This window comes from Persephonella marina EX-H1, assembly GCF_000021565.1.
Classification (GTDB): domain Bacteria; phylum Aquificota; class Aquificia; order Aquificales; family Hydrogenothermaceae; genus Persephonella; species Persephonella marina.
Window position 1 is genome coordinate 99,474 of the sequence record NC_012440.1, and the last position, 15,490, is coordinate 114,963.

The following is a 15,490-nucleotide window of genomic DNA, read 5'->3' on the forward strand; positions in this document are numbered from 1 at the left end:
TAAGAGTTTTAAATCTTAAATAAATTTGGGGGTAGTGAGATGAGCTGTGACTACTGTATCACTCCTCACGAGTCTGTGAAGGAGATGCATTCATTTCTTACATCAATGGGGTTTAAACACACGTTTTTTGAGAGGGTTAAAAGGCAGGGAGCTATCTGTTACTTTGGTGAACAGGGAAGATGCTGTACCCTCTGTCCTGATGGTCCTTGCAGAATAAAAAGGAGAGCACCTAAGGGTAAATGCGGAATTGATGCTGACGGTCTTGCTGCAAGAAATCTTTTAAGACTTGTTAATCAGGGGGGAGCAGCTTATACACATGATTTTAAAACAACACTTAAAACATTAAAGGCTATAGCTGAAGGAAAAAGTCCTTTCAGAGTGTCTGACAGAAATAAACTTCTGTGGTTTGCAGGTTCTTTAGGTCTTGATACAGAAGGGACAGATGAGGAGATAATAGGAAGACTTGCAGACTTCCTTGAGAGGGAGTTTATGAAGGATCTAAACGAACCTTTAACACTTATTGAGAAACTTGCTCCGGAAAGCAGGGTGGAAATATGGAAAAGTTTAGGGATCATTCCTGGAGGGTATATCTTTGAAAGTCATGAGGCATCGGCAAAGGTGATGCCCAATATTGATACGGATTATATAGATCTTGCACTTACATCCCTGAGACTTGGATTGTCTGCAGGATTTTTAGCAAATATAGCAACAACCGTTATAAGGGATATTATCTTTGGCTCTCCTGACATAACGGAAGGCTATGCTGATATAGGTGTTCTTGATAAGGACTATGTGAATATTGTGGTTCACGGTCATGTCCCGTGGATGGGAAGTATTGTAGCTAAAAAGGCAAAAACGGCAAAATTCCAGAATATAGCAAGATCTGCAGGGGCTAAAGGAATAAAAGTTTACGGAAGTCTGTGTACAGGTCAGGAGCTTCTCCAGAGACCTGAAACAGCAAAGTATCTTGACGGTCAGGTTGGAAACTGGCTCACACAGGAGTTTGTTGCAGCAACAGGGGCTGTTGATGCTTTTCTTATGGATAAAAACTGTGCTGCTCCAGGAATGGCAAATCTTGTCCAGAGCTTGAAGCTCCACACAAAGCTGATACCTGTCAGTTCCGTTGTCAGACTTAAAGATGTAGAGGCAAGGTCTGATTTTATGTACGATCCTGTAAAAGCTGAAGAGCAGGCTGAAAGACTGATTATGGAAGCTATAGATGCGTACAAAAATAGAAGAAAAACTTACAAAATACATATACCTGAGAGGAAAACACATTATATAGCAGGATTTGGTATTGAGAGCATTCTGAAAGTTTTAGGTGGAACACCTGATCCTCTTTTTGAGGCTATTCAGGATGGAACAATAAAGGGTGTTGTCGGTCTTGTGAGCTGTACAACTATGAAGAACGGACATGGAACATTCACATACGATTTTGTAAAGGAACTTCTTAAAAGGGACATACTTGTTCTTATAGCTGGATGTGCTTCCTCTCTTGCACAGGTTGAAGGTTTCACAAACTCAAAAGGTAGAAAGGAGTTTGCTGGACCGGGATTGAGAGCTTTATGTGAGGCCCTTGATATTCCGCCTGTACTTAACTTCGGTTCATGTCTTGATACAGGAAGAATGGCACTGCTCATAATAGCCCTGTCTGAATATCTTGGTGTTGATCCAAGTGCTCTTCCTGTTGTAGCTGCTGCCCCTGAGTATTACAACAACGATGCTCTTATTGACGGTCTGCTGGCTGTATCTCTTGGAATAAACACCTATGTTAACCCTGTCCCGCCTATAGTTGGGGGACCTGGATTTACAAGACTTTTAACAAGAGATCTTGAAAATCTTCTCGGTGCGAGGTTTATGGTTGAGCCTGATGCTGTTAAAGCTGCCCAGATGATAGAGGAGGAATTGATAAGAAAGGTATCCTGATATATGTAGCCCGAAAGGGCTACTCTCTTTCTCCAAATATGGCTGTTCCTATTCTTACTATCGTTGCTCCCTCTTCAACAGCAACATCAAAGTCATGTGACATTCCCATTGAGAGATGTGGAAGCTTTACGCCAAAATCTCTTTCAAGTTTTTCTTTCATCTCCCTGAGTCTTACAAAATAAGGTCTAGATCTCTCCTTATCTTCAAAATATGGGGGTATACACATCAGACCTAGTATTCTAATGTTCTCCTTTTTTATTGAGTACTCAAAAAGCTTTTCAAGATTTTCAGGTTTTACACCGTATTTTGTTTCTTCCTCTCCTATATTTACCTCAATGAGAACATCCTGTTTCTTTCCTATTTTTCTTGCTCTCTTATCTAACTCGTCGGCAAGGGATTCCCTGTCAAGTGAGTGAATAAGCTCAAAGTATCTGACAGCGTATTTTGCTTTGTTTGTCTGGAGACCTCCTATAAGATGCCAGTGAATATCCCTAATCTCCTTTAACTGCTCTATCTTTTTTATACCTTCCTGAACCCTGTTCTCACCAAAATACCTAACACCTGCTTCGTAAGCCTCCTTTATCTTTTCAACAGGCTGTGTTTTTGATGCTGCAAGAAGTATAATCTCTTCAGGATCTCTACCTGATCTTTCAGCTGATCTGTATATTATCTCCCTTATTCTCTCAACATTTTCCCTTATACTCATTGTTAACTCCTGTAATTAGTTTATAATAAATGATAACAGAGATAATAAGGAGGATAAAAATGGCGGCAGAAGAGTACAGAATAGAGGATGGTTTTTACTATACAAAGGAACATATGTGGGTTAAGGTTGAGGACAGCGATGCTGTGATCGGTATAACGGATTACGGACAGCACCAGCTTGGGGATATCGTTTTTGTTGAGCTTCCCTCTGTCAATCAGGAGGTTGAATCGGGAGAAAAGGTAGTATCCATTGAGTCTGTAAAGGCTGCTATAGATCTTTTCTCGCCGCTCTCAGGCAGGATCATATCTGTTAATGAGGATCTAAAGGAAGATCCAAGCCTCTTGAATACAGATCCATACGGTGAGGGATGGATATACGAGATGGAGATAAGTGATACAACCGAGCTTGAAGATCTCATGACATCAGATGATTACAGAGCTTACATACAGGAAATAGAAGCAGAAGAGGGATAGTATGAGACATTTCGTATTAACAGCTGTTGGTGAAGACAGGCCGGGTATAGTTGCAGGTATTACGAAAGTTCTGTATGAGAAGGGATTCAATATTGAAGACTCGACAATGACAAGACTGAACAACGAGTTTACCGTAATGCTGATAGTTACAACAGAGGAAGATATAACTGAGGATGAGCTGAGGGAGTCTTTTGATAAGGTTGCAAGGGAAAAGGATCTGTACATAAACGTAAAGGAGATACCCGAGGATATTTTTGAGAAAAAACATAAGGTCGGTGAGGTTTATAATATCGTTGTTTATGGGGCTGACAAACCGGGTATCGTTTACAGTGTTGCAAAGCTCCTGTCGGATAGAAATATTAACATATCAGATCTGAGAACAGAGAAAAGTAATGATCTTTATCTTTTGATAGCCCAGCTTGAGTTTCCACCTGGTATGTCAGAGGAGGAGCTGAAAGTTGATATAGAAAGGCTGAAAGAGGAGCTGAATATAGATATCTCCCTTGAAAAAGAAGAAGCTGTGGAGATGTAATGGAAAAGTTTGAGATTCTCACATACCCTGATGAGAGACTGAAAAAGGTATCAAAGCCTGTTGAAGATTTTGGAAGGGATTTTAAAGATTTTGTGGAGAGGCTTCTGTACACGATGAGGAACTCACCTGCCGGTGTTGGTATAGCAGCCCCTCAGGTAAACAGGCATATCCAGACTATAATAGTTGATGCCTCAGAGTACAAACATAAGTACAACAAAACAAACCACGGGCTTATGATACTCTCAAACCCGAGGATAATAGCATATGATGGGGAGATAGTTATAAGGGAAGGCTGTCTTTCAGTTCCTGATTTTACAGGAAATGTTAAGAGACATTACTGGATAAAAGTTGAGGCAGAGGATATAGATGGTAATACCATAACATTTGATACTGAAGGTTTTGAAGCCGTTGTTATCCAGCATGAGATGGATCATCTAAAGGGAAAACTTTTCCTTGACAGGGTGGTCTCACCAAAGGATATATTCAAAAGGAAGGTGTATAAAAAATAACTTCAAATATCCGATCATCAGATTAAATTTAATTAAAAATATCCTTTGAGACAGAGAGTTGATCAATATAAAGCCTTTTAACTTCAATTATGAGTTCCTGACAATAGCAAAACCTCAGGGGAAATCTATTACGATCAAAGCCGGTGAGACAGTCAGAGCTGAGGTTATTGATGTACTTCCCTCAGGTGGTGTTGTTCTCAGAATGAAAGGTGGTCATATCACTGTGAACACAGAGATACCTCTACAGAAGGACACATCTCTTCTTCTGAAGATACTGAATACCCCTGATACAGATCATAGATTGAGATTTCAGATAATTGCTGTCTTAGGCAGAGAAGGATCTATCTCTTTAAACCCGAAAGCAAGTATCACACTGAACCAGCTTGTATCTCTTTTTAGTTCGGAAGAGTTGAAGGACAGCTTTATAAAAAGTCTTGTTGATCTGCTTCCTCAAAAATTTAACAGTCTGGACAGCAATCAGAGGAATATTTTAGTATCTATTCTGCTGAATAATTCAAGAAAATTGATCCTTCAGAGTGTGCAGGAGATGTTTAAGGAGAACTTTATACCTGTAAAAAGTTTAACACCGGATAAACTTCAAAATGCTATAGTAAATACGGGTATTTTCTTTGAAAACAAACTCAGGAGAGGCTCTAATATAGAGGAAGATCTAAAGTTTAAAGCACTTAAAAATGTTCATTCAGGTGATGAAAATCTGAAGGAGTTAATAAAAACGATAGACCAGTTTCAGATAGTATCAAGGTTAACGGATGGTATATTCACATTTCTTCCTGTTTTATGGGAAGGTCTGAAAAGGGGGGATATCTTTATAAAGGAGAGAGCTAAAAACGGAAAAAGGGGCTATTTATGTATTATTGATCTTGAGTTTTCAGATATTGGAGATCTGCAGATATCAGTTTTTCTCTATGAAAAAGATCTTATGGTAACACTTTATGTAGAGGATGAAGGTTTCAGGGAGATTTTGAGTAGTGGGATAAAGGAACTGAAGGATAATCTTGCTGTTTCTTTTAATAATATTTTCCTTAAATTTAAAAACAGGAAGGAAGAAAGTATAGGGAGTGGTGATAATCTGTTTCACCTGAAGGTATGAAGGAGATAAAAAAGGCTGTTGCTTTAAGATACGACAGAGAAAAAAATGATGCCCCTGAGGTTGTGGCTAAGGGTCAGGGTTTGATTGCTGAAAGAATAGTTGAGATCGCAAGGGAGTATGGTATAGAGATAAAACAGGATAGGGAGCTTGTTCAGATACTTTCACAGCTTGATATAAAACAGGAGATACCTCCTGAGCTATACAAAGCTGTAGCTGAGATACTTATATTTATATACAGGAAAAAGAAAAAAATTAAATCAGGGGAGAAAAAATGAGTATCTCTGTTAGAGAACCAGCAGTAAGCAACGCTTTTTATCCAGGTAATCCTGAGGAGCTTAGAGATCTTATAAGACATTATCTCAGTATGGCTCCTCTTTATGATATAAAACCTGAGGCTGTTGTTTCACCACACGCAGGTTATATATACTCAGGAGAGGTTGCTGCTGTAGGATATAAACAGTTTTTAAATCTTGATAGGGATAAGCATTACAACATACTGCTTATAGGTCCATCACATTATGTTCCGTTTGCAGGTATATCATTTGGATATTACGATTTCTGGGAAACACCTCTCGGGGAGGTGAGAGTAAATAAAAAGGTTATTGAAGATTTCGTTTATAGAAATCCTGATATACCCGTAACATTAAACACACTTCCACATTCAAAGGAACATTCATTAGAGGTTCAGGTTCCTTTTTTACAGGTTGTTCTTGATAACTTTTCTATAATCCCCGTTATATATGGACATGTTGATTACAAAGTTCTGGAAAGAGTTATAGATTTTATAAAGGATGATAGGGATGATGTTATTGTTGTTATAAGTTCTGATCTGAGCCACTACTATCCCGACGATGTTGCAAAGGGAATAGACAGATACTGTAATCTAGCTGTAGAACTGTTGGATCTTTCTTATCTTGAGGAATGTGAGGCATGTGGAAAAACCGGAATAGAGGCCATCATAAGTTTTGCATCAAAAAAGGGATGGAAATCTAAGGTTCTTGACTATAAAACATCAGGTGACACAGCAGGTGACAGAGCTTCTGTTGTTGGATACGGAAGCTATATATTTTATAGAGGGTGAAGATGGAAGACCTGATCAGATCACTTGACCAGATATCAGATGAGGAAGGGGAAGCTCTCGTATACCTTGCAAGGAAAGCTATAGAGGAGTATCTGATCACAGGGATAACTGTTGATCTTAAGGAAATTCCTTATGAAAGCTGGAAAAAGAAAGGAGCTTCATTTGTTACACTGGAAAACAGAACAACAGGTGCCCTGAGGGGATGTATAGGTTCTATAATACCTGTGAGGCCCCTGTATAAGGATGTTATACACAATGCCATATCAGCAGCCACACAGGATCCGAGATTTCCTCCAGTTACAGTAAATGAGCTTCCTGAGATAAGGGTAAAGGTCTCTGTTCTATCATATCCTGAACCTTTAGAATTTAAAGATCCGGCTGAACTTCTGAAAAAGATAGAGCCTTTTAAAGACGGACTCATTTTAAAGTATGAAAATTTTCAGGGGACATTTCTGCCGGATGTCTGGCAGCAGATTCCTGACAGACAGCTTTTCCTTACAAATCTGTGTTCAAAGGCGGGAATGCCTCCTGACTGCTGGCTTAAATATCCTATAAAGATTTACAGGTATAGAACCAAAACATTCAGTGAGTAGGGAAGTCCCTACCCACCGTAATTGTTATCTTCCTAAAACAGTTAAAAGATCTCTTTTATGTTCCTCCTCCTGTACAAGTATATCCTCAAGAACTCTCCTGAGCCCGTACTCTCCCAGCTCCTCCGCCTGTTTTATTCTCTCCTTATACCTCTTTATGGCATTTTCTTCCCCTTCAAGATCCTGAATTAACATCTCTTTACTGTCCATTGATGTCTTTATCTCCTCAACAGAGATAGAAGGTATACCCCCCAGGAAGGCTATCTGTTCTGAAAGTGTGATAGCGTGCTGTATCTCTTCATTTGCATGGACTATAAGCTCTTTTATTATTGATTCATACTCCGGACCTGTTATGAGGGATGCATGCTGTATGTACTGTATAGCTGCTGCATATTCCCACTCAAGATCTTTGTTTAACTCTTCTATAAATTTTTCCCGTGTGATACCACTCATGGCCTCTCCTTTATTGATAATAGTTACTGATATTAAATATAAGACTCGATTTTTTTCTGTCAATCCCTATATAGGGAGAAACTCATTTTTTTCAAAATCGTAATACTCTATTTCACCCTTATCTATTCTGTAGTACCAGCCGTGAAGTGTCAGATCTTCCTCCTCAACCCTTCTTCTAACAGCAGGGTATGTGAGAAGATTTTCAAGCTGTTTTATTATGTTCAGTCTTTCCGTCAGCTCAAATAGATCTCTGCCGGGTTCAGGTATCTGTTTTAGAGCTATCTCTCTGACCTCCCTGTCTATCTCAAGCCATCTTCTCACATGTATGAGTTCTTCACTCTCTCCAAGATCTCTATAAAGACTCTCACAGGCTCCACAGTATGAATGTCCGCAAACGATTATATGTGGAACATTTAAAACGGAGACGGCATACTCTATAGCAGCAGCCGTTCCGTGGTAATCATCATCAGGTTTAAATGGTGGAACCATATTCCCTATATTCCTGACAATAAAAAGATCTCCTATGTCAGCACCTGTTATCTCATCTGGATGAATCCTTGAATCACTGCAGGTTATAAACAGAGCCTTAGGGCTCTGTCCTTTTTCAACAAGCTCAAGGAATTTATCCCTGTACTTTGGGAATTTCAGCTCTTTAAATGCCTTTATACCTTCAAAAAACGGTACTTTCATAACACTAACCTTCTATATTGAACTCTCTTAATGCTTCATTCAGAGAAACTTTCTTATCTGTAGACTCTTTTCTTTTTCCTATTATCAGAGCAACAGGAACTCCGTATTCACCGGCTGGGAACTTTTTGTTCATAACTCCAGGAATAACGACGCTTCTTGCAGGAACTCTTCCTCTGTACTCTACAGGTTCCTCTCCGGATACATCTATAATTCTTGTTGATCCGGTGATAACAACCCCCGCACCTAAAACAGCCTCCTCTTCAATAACAGCACCTTCAACGATTATACATCTTGATCCAATAAAACAGTTATCCTCAATAATCACAGGTTTTGCTGATGGAGGTTCAAGAACACCACCTATCCCAACACCACCTGAAAGATGAACATTCTTTCCTACCTGTGCACATGATCCGACTGTAGCCCATGTATCAACAAGCGTTCCAGACCCGACATACGCTCCTATATTTACGTAAGAAGGCATCAGGATAGCACCTTTTTCTATAAATGACCCGTATCTTGCCGTTGCAGGTGGAACAACTCTTACACCAGCTTCCTTCCAGTTTTTCTTTAAAGGTATCTTGTCGTAATACTCAAAAGGTCCAACTTCCATAACCTGCATATCCTGAATGGGGAAGTAGAGTAATATAGCCTGTTTTACCCACTCATTTACAACCCACTCACCGTCTCTTTTCTCTGCAACCCTTATCTTTCCTCTGTCTAAAAGATCAATTGTTTCTCTAACAGCATCTATATACTGTTTTTCCTTTAATAGTTCTCTGTTTTCCCAGCTCTCTGTAATAAGTCTTTTAAGTTCTTCCATACTTTCCTCCTTTATTAAATTTTTTATTGATTGAACATATAGATCACCAGAAGTAACAGGTAGATCAGACCTAATGCACCAAATATGTATAGAATGAGTTTGTTTACGCCACCTTTTTTCTTCAGTAACTCAAAAAACTGTTCTTCACTATGGAACTGTTTTTTTAGCTTTTTTATACTGTTAATAACAAAGATGTAGTAAATATAATTTCCAAACATTCCAAATCCGATCCAGAGCCACAGGGATACTCCTGTACTTACAACAGGATTAACCTTGAGTATCTCAAGGATTATGTTTAGAAAAAGGATACCTAAAAAAATGCCAGTACCGTAGAGATACATCTTTCTGTAAAACATCCATAGAACGCCGAAGAAGAAGGCAGACCAGTTCCAGCTTATACTTCCACCTTTTTCAAACTTTTCAAACTTTTTTATGTAGTAATCGGATTTTTCCCCAACAAACGCTTTTATTTCTTCTGTAGATATATTTTCCATTTAAACTCCATCAGAATATCTATAAATTCCTATATAATTTTATACCAAAATAAGTATTTAATTAGCAGGAGGAGTCATGTTTAAGAATTTTCTTGATCTTTATTTTAAACCTAAACAGGGCTGGGAAGAGCTTGGAAAGGAAAAGTTCACCATAAAGGACCTGTATCTGAAGATAGTGATCATTTTCGCATTTATACCTGCTATAAGCCATTTTATAGGATTTACGCTTTTTAAGAATATGTACATAGCCGCTATCAATGAGTTTTTAAAAATGGCTGAACAGGACAAGGAGCAGTCCCAGAGAACAATAGAGTATATGAAGGCGTTAAAACAGGCTCTTCTTGATAACGATCTTACAAAGGAACTTTCAATAATGTTGATAACCTACGGTTTTGAACTTTTTAAACCTGTCGTTCTCGCAACAATAATACTATTCCTCTCACCTGCCTTTAAAGGGATAAAGGATCCTGATAAGTCATTCACGGTAGCTGTATTTGCCCTTGTTCCAAGCTGGGCAGCAGGTGCCTTTTATGTTGTAAACTCTCCTATAACTATGTTTATGCTTTTCCTTGGTACCTTTTACACATTTTACCTGGTTTTTATAGGTGCGGAGAAGGTTTTAAAAATTCCATCTGAAGATTCTAAAAACTTCCAGTTCATAATTGTTGCAATTATATTATATTTAGTAATAAGTGGTGTGATCGGCCAGATAGAAGCGGGATTGACTTACAGGGTTCTGTTACCATAAAATTAGTTATAGAATTATTACTTAATGGAGGGTAGCTATGAAAAAGTTTTTCAGCTTGCTGGTAAGTGTGGGGATGCTATTAACAGTTTCTGCATACTCAGCAGAGGAAGAGTTCCAGAAAGGGTATCATATATACCAGAAGATATGTGCCGCATGTCATGTGGAAAGTGTTACACCTGAAGAGATGGCAAAAATCCGTGAGAATGTCAAAGCAGGTAAAAAACCACCTTTCAAAGCGCCTCCTATGTCTGAAGTGTCAGCAAGGGTAAAAAAGTTCTATCCTGATGAAGAAGCTTTTGTTAATTTTGTAAAGGATTACATCACAAACCCTTCAAAGAAAAAAGGTGTGTGTCTCCCTATGGCATACAAGTTATTTGGTGTTATGCCTGCGATAGGTAAAAATATGAAAGAGGAAGACAAAGAGGCTGTTGCTATATGGCTCTACAGAAGATTTGATGAAACATGGGAAGAGTTTATAAAGAAACATCCGCACTAAAAAGGAGGAGTTTCCTTCCTCCTCTTCATCAACTCTTCTCCTCCAATATCCTCAAAGGCCTGTCAATAATCCCCTCTCTTAAAGTATAATTTATTGTTTTAATCTTAAATTTTTAAGGAGGTTTTGGAGGAATGAGTATTGTTCCGGCGGATAATGTATGGATACTGACTGCCACAGCTCTTGTTTTTTTAATGTCAATTCCAGGACTGGCACTTTTTTACTCTGGACTTTCTAAAGGTAAAAGTATGCTCAATACCATTATGATGGTTATGGTTGCGTTCTGTGTTGTAAGTATCCTGTGGATAGTTTACGGATACTCATTAACATTTGGAAATGATATAGGAGGTTTTATAGGATCCCTCCAGTATATATTTCTGTCAGGTATAAATCCAGCTGATCCTGCACCTGCATCTGACAACCTTTACCATTATCTTTTTATATTCTTCCAGATGACATTTGCCGCTATAACTGTGGCACTTATGGCAGGTGCTTTCATTGAGAGAATGAAGTTTACGGCATGGATACTTATATCCGTATTATGGGCAACTGTAGTTTACTTTCCTGTGGCTCACTGGATATGGGGAGGAGGCTGGCTTTCACAGCTTGGAACACTTGATTTTGCAGGTGGGATTGTAGTTCATGAGACATGTGGGATAGGTGCACTTGTTGGGGCTATCCTCCTTGGTGTCAGGAAGGAAAATGTTATGAAACCTGCTAATCTTCCTCTTGTTGCTGTTGGAACAGGTCTTTTATGGTTTGGCTGGTTTGGATTTAACGGTGGATCTGCCCTTGGTATGAACAGTGTTGCTATCTCGGCAGCTTTTGTAACAACGATAGCTGCACTTACAGGTGGTTTAACATGGATGTTTGCAGAATGGATACTTTTCAAGAAACCTACATCACTTGGACTTTTCACAGGATTTATCGCAGGACTTGCAACGATAACACCTGCAGCTGGGTTTGTTGATGTTTTTGCATCAGTGATAATAGGTTTTTTAGGCGGAATTGTATGTTTTGTCGCTGTAGTTTATGTTAAAAATAAATTCAAATATGATGACTCCCTTGATGTTTTTGGTGTTCACGGTGTTGGTGGAATGCTTGGAACAATACTTCTCGCTATACTGGCAAAACCTGCAGTTGGAGAGGTTGCAGGTCTTTTATACGGAAGTGGATCACAGTTAATTCCTCAGATTGTAGGTGTTATTGCTGTTGGTATTTACACGGCTGTTGCAACATTTATTATCTTCAAGATTGCTGATATGGTTACAGGTCTGAGAATAAGTAAGGATGAAGAACAGCAGGGAATTGATGAGATAATCCACGGTGAAAAAGCATATAACGAAATACTTTAAATGGAGATAGTATGAAGTTCCTGATAATAGGTGATGTTATAGGAAGGACAGGGAGAAACGCTCTGAGGGAGTTTCTCCCTTCTCTTATTGATAAGGAAGAACCTGACTTTATCATTGCAAATGGGGAGAATGCTGCAGGTGGATTTGGGATAACAAAAAAGGTTTTAGACGAGCTTCTATCAATGGGAATTGATGTTATAACATCAGGAAATCATATATGGGATAAAAAAGAGATAGTCCAGTTCATTGATCAGGAAGAGAGACTTCTCAGACCTGCTAACTATCCACCATCAGCACTTGGAAGGGGCTATGGAATCTATAAAAAAAATGATAAAAGAATAGCTGTTATAAATCTGATGGGAAGGGTTTTTATGGGAATACCCCTTGACTGTCCATTCAGAACATTTGATGAAATTTACGAAAAGATAAAAGATACGGTTGATTATATTGTTGTTGATTTTCATGCTGAGGCAACATCTGAAAAGATGGCTTTTGGATATTATGTTGACGGAAAGGCTGATATAGTTTTTGGAACTCACTCACATGTTCCCACAGCTGACGAACAGATACTTCCTAAAGGAACAGCATATATAACCGATGTTGGACTTACAGGTGCTGTTCATTCTGTTATAGGTATGAAGATAGACCAGCCTATACAAAAATTTTTAACAGGTATGCCTGTAAAGTATGAGGTTGCAACAGGTGGTTATCTCTTTCATGCGATTGTAGTTGAAAAAACTGATGAAAAGACTGAAATTAGAAGAATAAAGATGAAAAAGGAGTAACTTTATGCCTATCAGTGGGGAGGTATATCTATCAAAGATACCTCTACTTGATAAAAATAAAAGAATATTTGCCTATGAGCTCACACTTAAAGATAAAGAAGAGAACCCTATACCTGTTGAGGATTTTGCTGAGATACTTGCAAATATAAGCCTTGAAAGGATAGCAGGGCATCATCTTTTATTTATAAAGGTTGATCCCCACATACTTGATCAGGAGATACTTGATTACATACCTGAAGAAAAAACGGTTCTGTATATAACAAAGATAAATGAAGATATAATTCCTGTAATAAAACAGCTTAAAAGTATAGGATTCAGGTTTGCCTTCCCTTTAAATAAAGATTTTGAGACAACAAAAAATCTTGCCGATTATGTTTTCTTCAATGTGTCAAAACTTAAAGATGAGCTTATAAAAAAACTTGTTACGATAAAGTTCCCTTTTGAGTTTGTACTTGAAGGTATAAAGGATGAAAAAGAGTTTGAGTATTACATATCCCTCGGGTATAAACTGTTCAGAGGGGATTTTATACTGAGACCACAGACGATCGTCGGGAAAACGATAGAGCCTTCAAAAGCTGCTATTATCCAGCTTTTTAATCAGATAAACGAGGAGTTTGATCCTAAAAAGATAGAGGAGATAATAAAGAAAAATCCTGATCTGAGCGTTAGTCTCCTTAAATATATAAACTCTGCTGTTTTCAGTTTCCGTGAGAAGATAACATCAATAAGACACGCGATATCAATACTTGGACAGAAAAATCTTATGCAGTGGTTACTTCTTTATATGTACAGAACATCCGATGATACCTCCTATGCGGAAACACTTTTAGAGCTTGCCGCAGAAAGGGGTAAAACTATGGAGATCATCTTTGAAAAGCTGAAGCTTCCAAAGGAAGAGGTGGAGAAAGCCTTCCTTGTAGGAGTTCTCTCTCTGATGGACAAGCTTTTAAAGACACCGAAGGAGGAGTTTGTCAAGGAGCTGAATCTTGATGAAGAGATAAATGAAGCCCTCGTAAGATATGAAGGAAAACTTGGGAAGGTTCTTTTGATTGTTGAGAAGATTGAAGAGGGAAATCTTCAGGAGATAAGCCATATACTTGAGGATATGAAGCTCTCAATAAATGATATTATGGCTGCACAGGTTCAGGCCTATGCCTGGTTTGAGGATGTTAATATTGTTTAGACAGTTTCAGTGCAAGCTTTACAGCCTCTATGAAAGATGAAGGATCTGCGATACCTTTTCCTGCTATATCAAAACCTGTTCCGTGATCCGGTGAAGTTCTTATGAAGGGAATACCGAGGGTTATATTTACAGCCTTTTTAAAACATAGAAGCTTCAGAGGTATCAATCCCTGATCGTGATACATGGCGAGATAAGCGTCAAACTCCCTGTACCTGTTAAATGCTGTATCGGCTGATAGAGAACCTTCCAGATCTATCCCTTCACTTTTTAGCTTCTGTACAACAGGATTTATTATATCTATCTCCTCTCTTCCTATATTTCCACCATCTCCGGCGTGTGGATTCAGGCCTAAAACGGCTATCTTAGGTTTTTTGATACCGAACTTGCTCTGAAGCTCCCTGTTAAGAAGTCTTATTTTTGATTCTAAAATCTCAGGTTTTATATTTTCCGGAACATCCTTTAGGGGGATATGTGTTGTAACAAGTGCTACTTTCATCTTTTCACAGAGAAGCATCATCAGATAATCTTCTGTCTTTGTAATATCAGCAAGATAATCTGTATGTCCTGCATATCTAAAGCCGGCTTTCATAACATACTCTTTTGAGATAGGGAGTGTTACAATAGCATCTAATTTTTTTGAAAGGATATCTTTTACAGCTCTCTCAAGGAAAAGAACTGAAGCCTTTCCTGTTTCTTTATCAGGTTTTCCTACACAGAAATCCCTGTCGTACACATTTATAAGATAAACACCTTCTTTTTCAGCCTCTTCAGGACTGTCTATGATGTTTATTTCTGTTTTTTTATCAAGAATGGATGAGACTTTTTCAATTATCTTATAGCTTCCATAGATTACATAAATGGCTTTTTTCAGTTTATCTATTGATTTTATAAGGATCTCTGGCGATATTCCTGATGGATCGCCAAGAGTGATACCTATCTTTTTCATTAACTACCAGACAATAACTTTTTCAGCTTTCTCAATAATATCTATTATGTCCTCATAGTTAAGAAGTTTGTCTTCAGGTATCTTTATATTTCTTGCAACAGCATCTTCCCTGCACGCAGCCCAGTTTTCAATTATTGGAACTCTTATCACAGCATCCTGTATAAGGATTATCATATCTTCCTTCTCAAGCATATCAGCTTCAGGAAAGTCCGCTGGCCTTTTTATAAGCCATACTGTATTTACCATGTGATCACTACCTCTGATTCCTTTATAATCTCGCAGATCTCATCTTTACTTCTTATATGAACAGGTGTTGACCACTCTTTCAGCTTTACACCTCTTTCCCTTAGAGCCTCTTCTTCAACAACTATAGTTGCATCCATCATTCCAAGGGCGTCTATAGATTTATCAATAGGGTCTATCCCTATCATCTGTGGTTTCCAGTCTGTAAGTGTGTATATACCATCTTTGAGGAATATAACGGTGACCTTGTGTTCCATTGAGCATCCAACAGCCTGTCTGAGAGCCTCAAATGCCTTCCAGCTGAATGGGTTTGATTTTATAACAAAAATCAGGTTTTTCTTAGCCACGATCT

21 protein-coding genes are annotated in these 15,490 nt (G+C 38.4%); 13 read left to right on the top strand and 8 right to left on the bottom strand.

The features are described from left to right. Positions 1–39 precede the first annotated feature (39 nt). Positions 40–1,926 (top strand): anaerobic carbon-monoxide dehydrogenase catalytic subunit, encoded by a 1,887-nt coding sequence (gene cooS, locus PERMA_RS00525; RefSeq protein WP_012675684.1) that lies wholly within the window; start codon positions 40–42, stop codon positions 1,924–1,926. Positions 1,927–1,945: 19 nt separating this feature from the next. On the opposite strand, the gene PERMA_RS00530 is transcribed toward cooS, so the two are convergent. After that, the gene (locus tag PERMA_RS00530) at positions 1,946–2,632 is read right to left on the bottom strand and encodes a YggS family pyridoxal phosphate-dependent enzyme (RefSeq protein ID WP_015898856.1); all 687 of its coding nucleotides are present in this window, start codon (positions 2,630–2,632) and stop codon (positions 1,946–1,948) included. A 59-nt stretch (positions 2,633–2,691) separates the two neighbouring features. On the opposite strand from PERMA_RS00530, the gene gcvH reads away from it, so the two are divergent. The 7 genes from gcvH to amrA are packed head-to-tail and all read left to right on the top strand — an operon-like array spanning position 2,692 to position 6,931. Then, entirely contained in the window at positions 2,692–3,105 is a 414-nt protein-coding gene (gcvH, locus tag PERMA_RS00535; RefSeq protein WP_012675418.1) for a glycine cleavage system protein GcvH, read from the top strand. Position 3,106: 1 nt separating this feature from the next. Then, on the top strand, positions 3,107–3,637 hold the full coding sequence (locus PERMA_RS00540) for a glycine cleavage system transcriptional repressor (RefSeq protein WP_012676172.1): 531 nt from the start codon (positions 3,107–3,109) through the stop codon (positions 3,635–3,637). Beyond that, positions 3,637–4,146: a peptide deformylase gene (gene def, locus PERMA_RS00545; RefSeq protein WP_012676933.1), complete on the top strand. Its 510-nt coding sequence runs from the start codon at positions 3,637–3,639 to the stop codon at positions 4,144–4,146. The genes PERMA_RS00540 and def overlap by 1 nt, the downstream gene beginning before the upstream one ends. A 58-nt stretch (positions 4,147–4,204) precedes the next feature. Further along, complete coding sequence (locus PERMA_RS00550) at positions 4,205–5,257, top strand: hypothetical protein (RefSeq protein ID WP_015898858.1); 1,053 nt, start codon at positions 4,205–4,207, stop codon at positions 5,255–5,257. Beyond that, positions 5,254–5,532 carry an EscU/YscU/HrcU family type III secretion system export apparatus switch protein gene (locus tag PERMA_RS00555; RefSeq protein WP_012676730.1) on the top strand — a complete coding sequence of 93 codons (279 nt, stop codon included), beginning with the start codon at positions 5,254–5,256 and terminating at the stop codon, positions 5,530–5,532. The genes PERMA_RS00550 and PERMA_RS00555 overlap by 4 nt, the downstream gene beginning before the upstream one ends. After that, positions 5,529–6,338: an AmmeMemoRadiSam system protein B gene (gene amrB, locus PERMA_RS00560; protein ID WP_012675617.1), complete on the top strand. Its 810-nt coding sequence runs from the start codon at positions 5,529–5,531 to the stop codon at positions 6,336–6,338. Before PERMA_RS00555 ends, amrB begins: the two co-directional genes overlap by 4 nt. Before the next feature lie 2 nt (positions 6,339–6,340). Next, a complete protein-coding gene (gene amrA, locus PERMA_RS00565) occupies positions 6,341–6,931 on the top strand; it encodes an AmmeMemoRadiSam system protein A (protein ID WP_012676458.1) in 591 nt (196 codons plus the stop codon). A gap of 24 nt (positions 6,932–6,955) precedes the next feature. On the opposite strand, the gene PERMA_RS00570 is transcribed toward amrA, so the two are convergent. The 4 genes from PERMA_RS00570 to PERMA_RS00585 form a co-directional block, all read right to left on the bottom strand. After that, positions 6,956–7,381, bottom strand: coding sequence for a ferritin-like domain-containing protein (locus PERMA_RS00570; protein ID WP_012676894.1), 426 nt, complete (start codon positions 7,379–7,381; stop codon positions 6,956–6,958). 66 nt (positions 7,382–7,447) lie between these two features. Beyond that, entirely contained in the window at positions 7,448–8,071 is a 624-nt protein-coding gene (locus tag PERMA_RS00575; protein WP_012675525.1) for a carbonic anhydrase, read from the bottom strand. Positions 8,072–8,075: 4 nt separating this feature from the next. Continuing rightward, positions 8,076–8,891 carry a 2,3,4,5-tetrahydropyridine-2,6-dicarboxylate N-succinyltransferase gene (locus tag PERMA_RS00580; protein WP_012676639.1) on the bottom strand — a complete coding sequence of 272 codons (816 nt, stop codon included), beginning with the start codon at positions 8,889–8,891 and terminating at the stop codon, positions 8,076–8,078. Positions 8,892–8,914: 23 nt separating this feature from the next. Beyond that, on the bottom strand, positions 8,915–9,385 hold the full coding sequence (locus PERMA_RS00585) for a DUF2628 domain-containing protein (protein ID WP_012675272.1): 471 nt from the start codon (positions 9,383–9,385) through the stop codon (positions 8,915–8,917). Positions 9,386–9,461: 76 nt separating this feature from the next. Between PERMA_RS00585 and PERMA_RS00590 the strand changes: the two genes are divergently transcribed. The 5 genes from PERMA_RS00590 to PERMA_RS00610 all read left to right on the top strand — a co-directional run bounded on the left by PERMA_RS00590 (position 9,462) and on the right by PERMA_RS00610 (position 13,949). Continuing rightward, positions 9,462–10,133: a Yip1 family protein gene (locus tag PERMA_RS00590; protein ID WP_012675225.1), complete on the top strand. Its 672-nt coding sequence runs from the start codon at positions 9,462–9,464 to the stop codon at positions 10,131–10,133. A gap of 37 nt (positions 10,134–10,170) precedes the next feature. Next, complete coding sequence (locus PERMA_RS00595) at positions 10,171–10,629, top strand: c-type cytochrome (protein WP_012675535.1); 459 nt, start codon at positions 10,171–10,173, stop codon at positions 10,627–10,629. A gap of 131 nt (positions 10,630–10,760) precedes the next feature. Next, positions 10,761–11,981, top strand: a complete 1,221-nt coding sequence (locus tag PERMA_RS00600) for an ammonium transporter (protein WP_012675783.1) — start codon at positions 10,761–10,763, stop codon at positions 11,979–11,981. An 11-nt stretch (positions 11,982–11,992) separates the two neighbouring features. Further along, entirely contained in the window at positions 11,993–12,766 is a 774-nt protein-coding gene (locus PERMA_RS00605; protein ID WP_015898965.1) for a TIGR00282 family metallophosphoesterase, read from the top strand. A gap of 4 nt (positions 12,767–12,770) precedes the next feature. Continuing rightward, the gene (locus tag PERMA_RS00610) at positions 12,771–13,949 is read left to right on the top strand and encodes an EAL and HDOD domain-containing protein (protein WP_012676433.1); all 1,179 of its coding nucleotides are present in this window, start codon (positions 12,771–12,773) and stop codon (positions 13,947–13,949) included. On the opposite strand, the gene pdxA is transcribed toward PERMA_RS00610, so the two are convergent. From pdxA to PERMA_RS00625, 3 genes are read right to left on the bottom strand one after another with little or no spacing between them, the layout of a single operon-like run. After that, entirely contained in the window at positions 13,936–14,895 is a 960-nt protein-coding gene (pdxA, locus tag PERMA_RS00615; RefSeq protein ID WP_012675802.1) for a 4-hydroxythreonine-4-phosphate dehydrogenase PdxA, read from the bottom strand. The genes PERMA_RS00610 and pdxA overlap by 14 nt on opposite strands. Before the next feature lie 3 nt (positions 14,896–14,898). Beyond that, complete coding sequence (locus tag PERMA_RS00620; RefSeq protein ID WP_012675503.1) at positions 14,899–15,141, bottom strand: sulfurtransferase TusB; 243 nt, start codon at positions 15,139–15,141, stop codon at positions 14,899–14,901. Further along, positions 15,135–15,485, bottom strand: a complete 351-nt coding sequence (locus tag PERMA_RS00625; protein ID WP_012675870.1) for a DsrE family protein — start codon at positions 15,483–15,485, stop codon at positions 15,135–15,137. Before PERMA_RS00625 ends, PERMA_RS00620 begins: the two co-directional genes overlap by 7 nt. Positions 15,486–15,490: the final 5 nt, after the last annotated feature.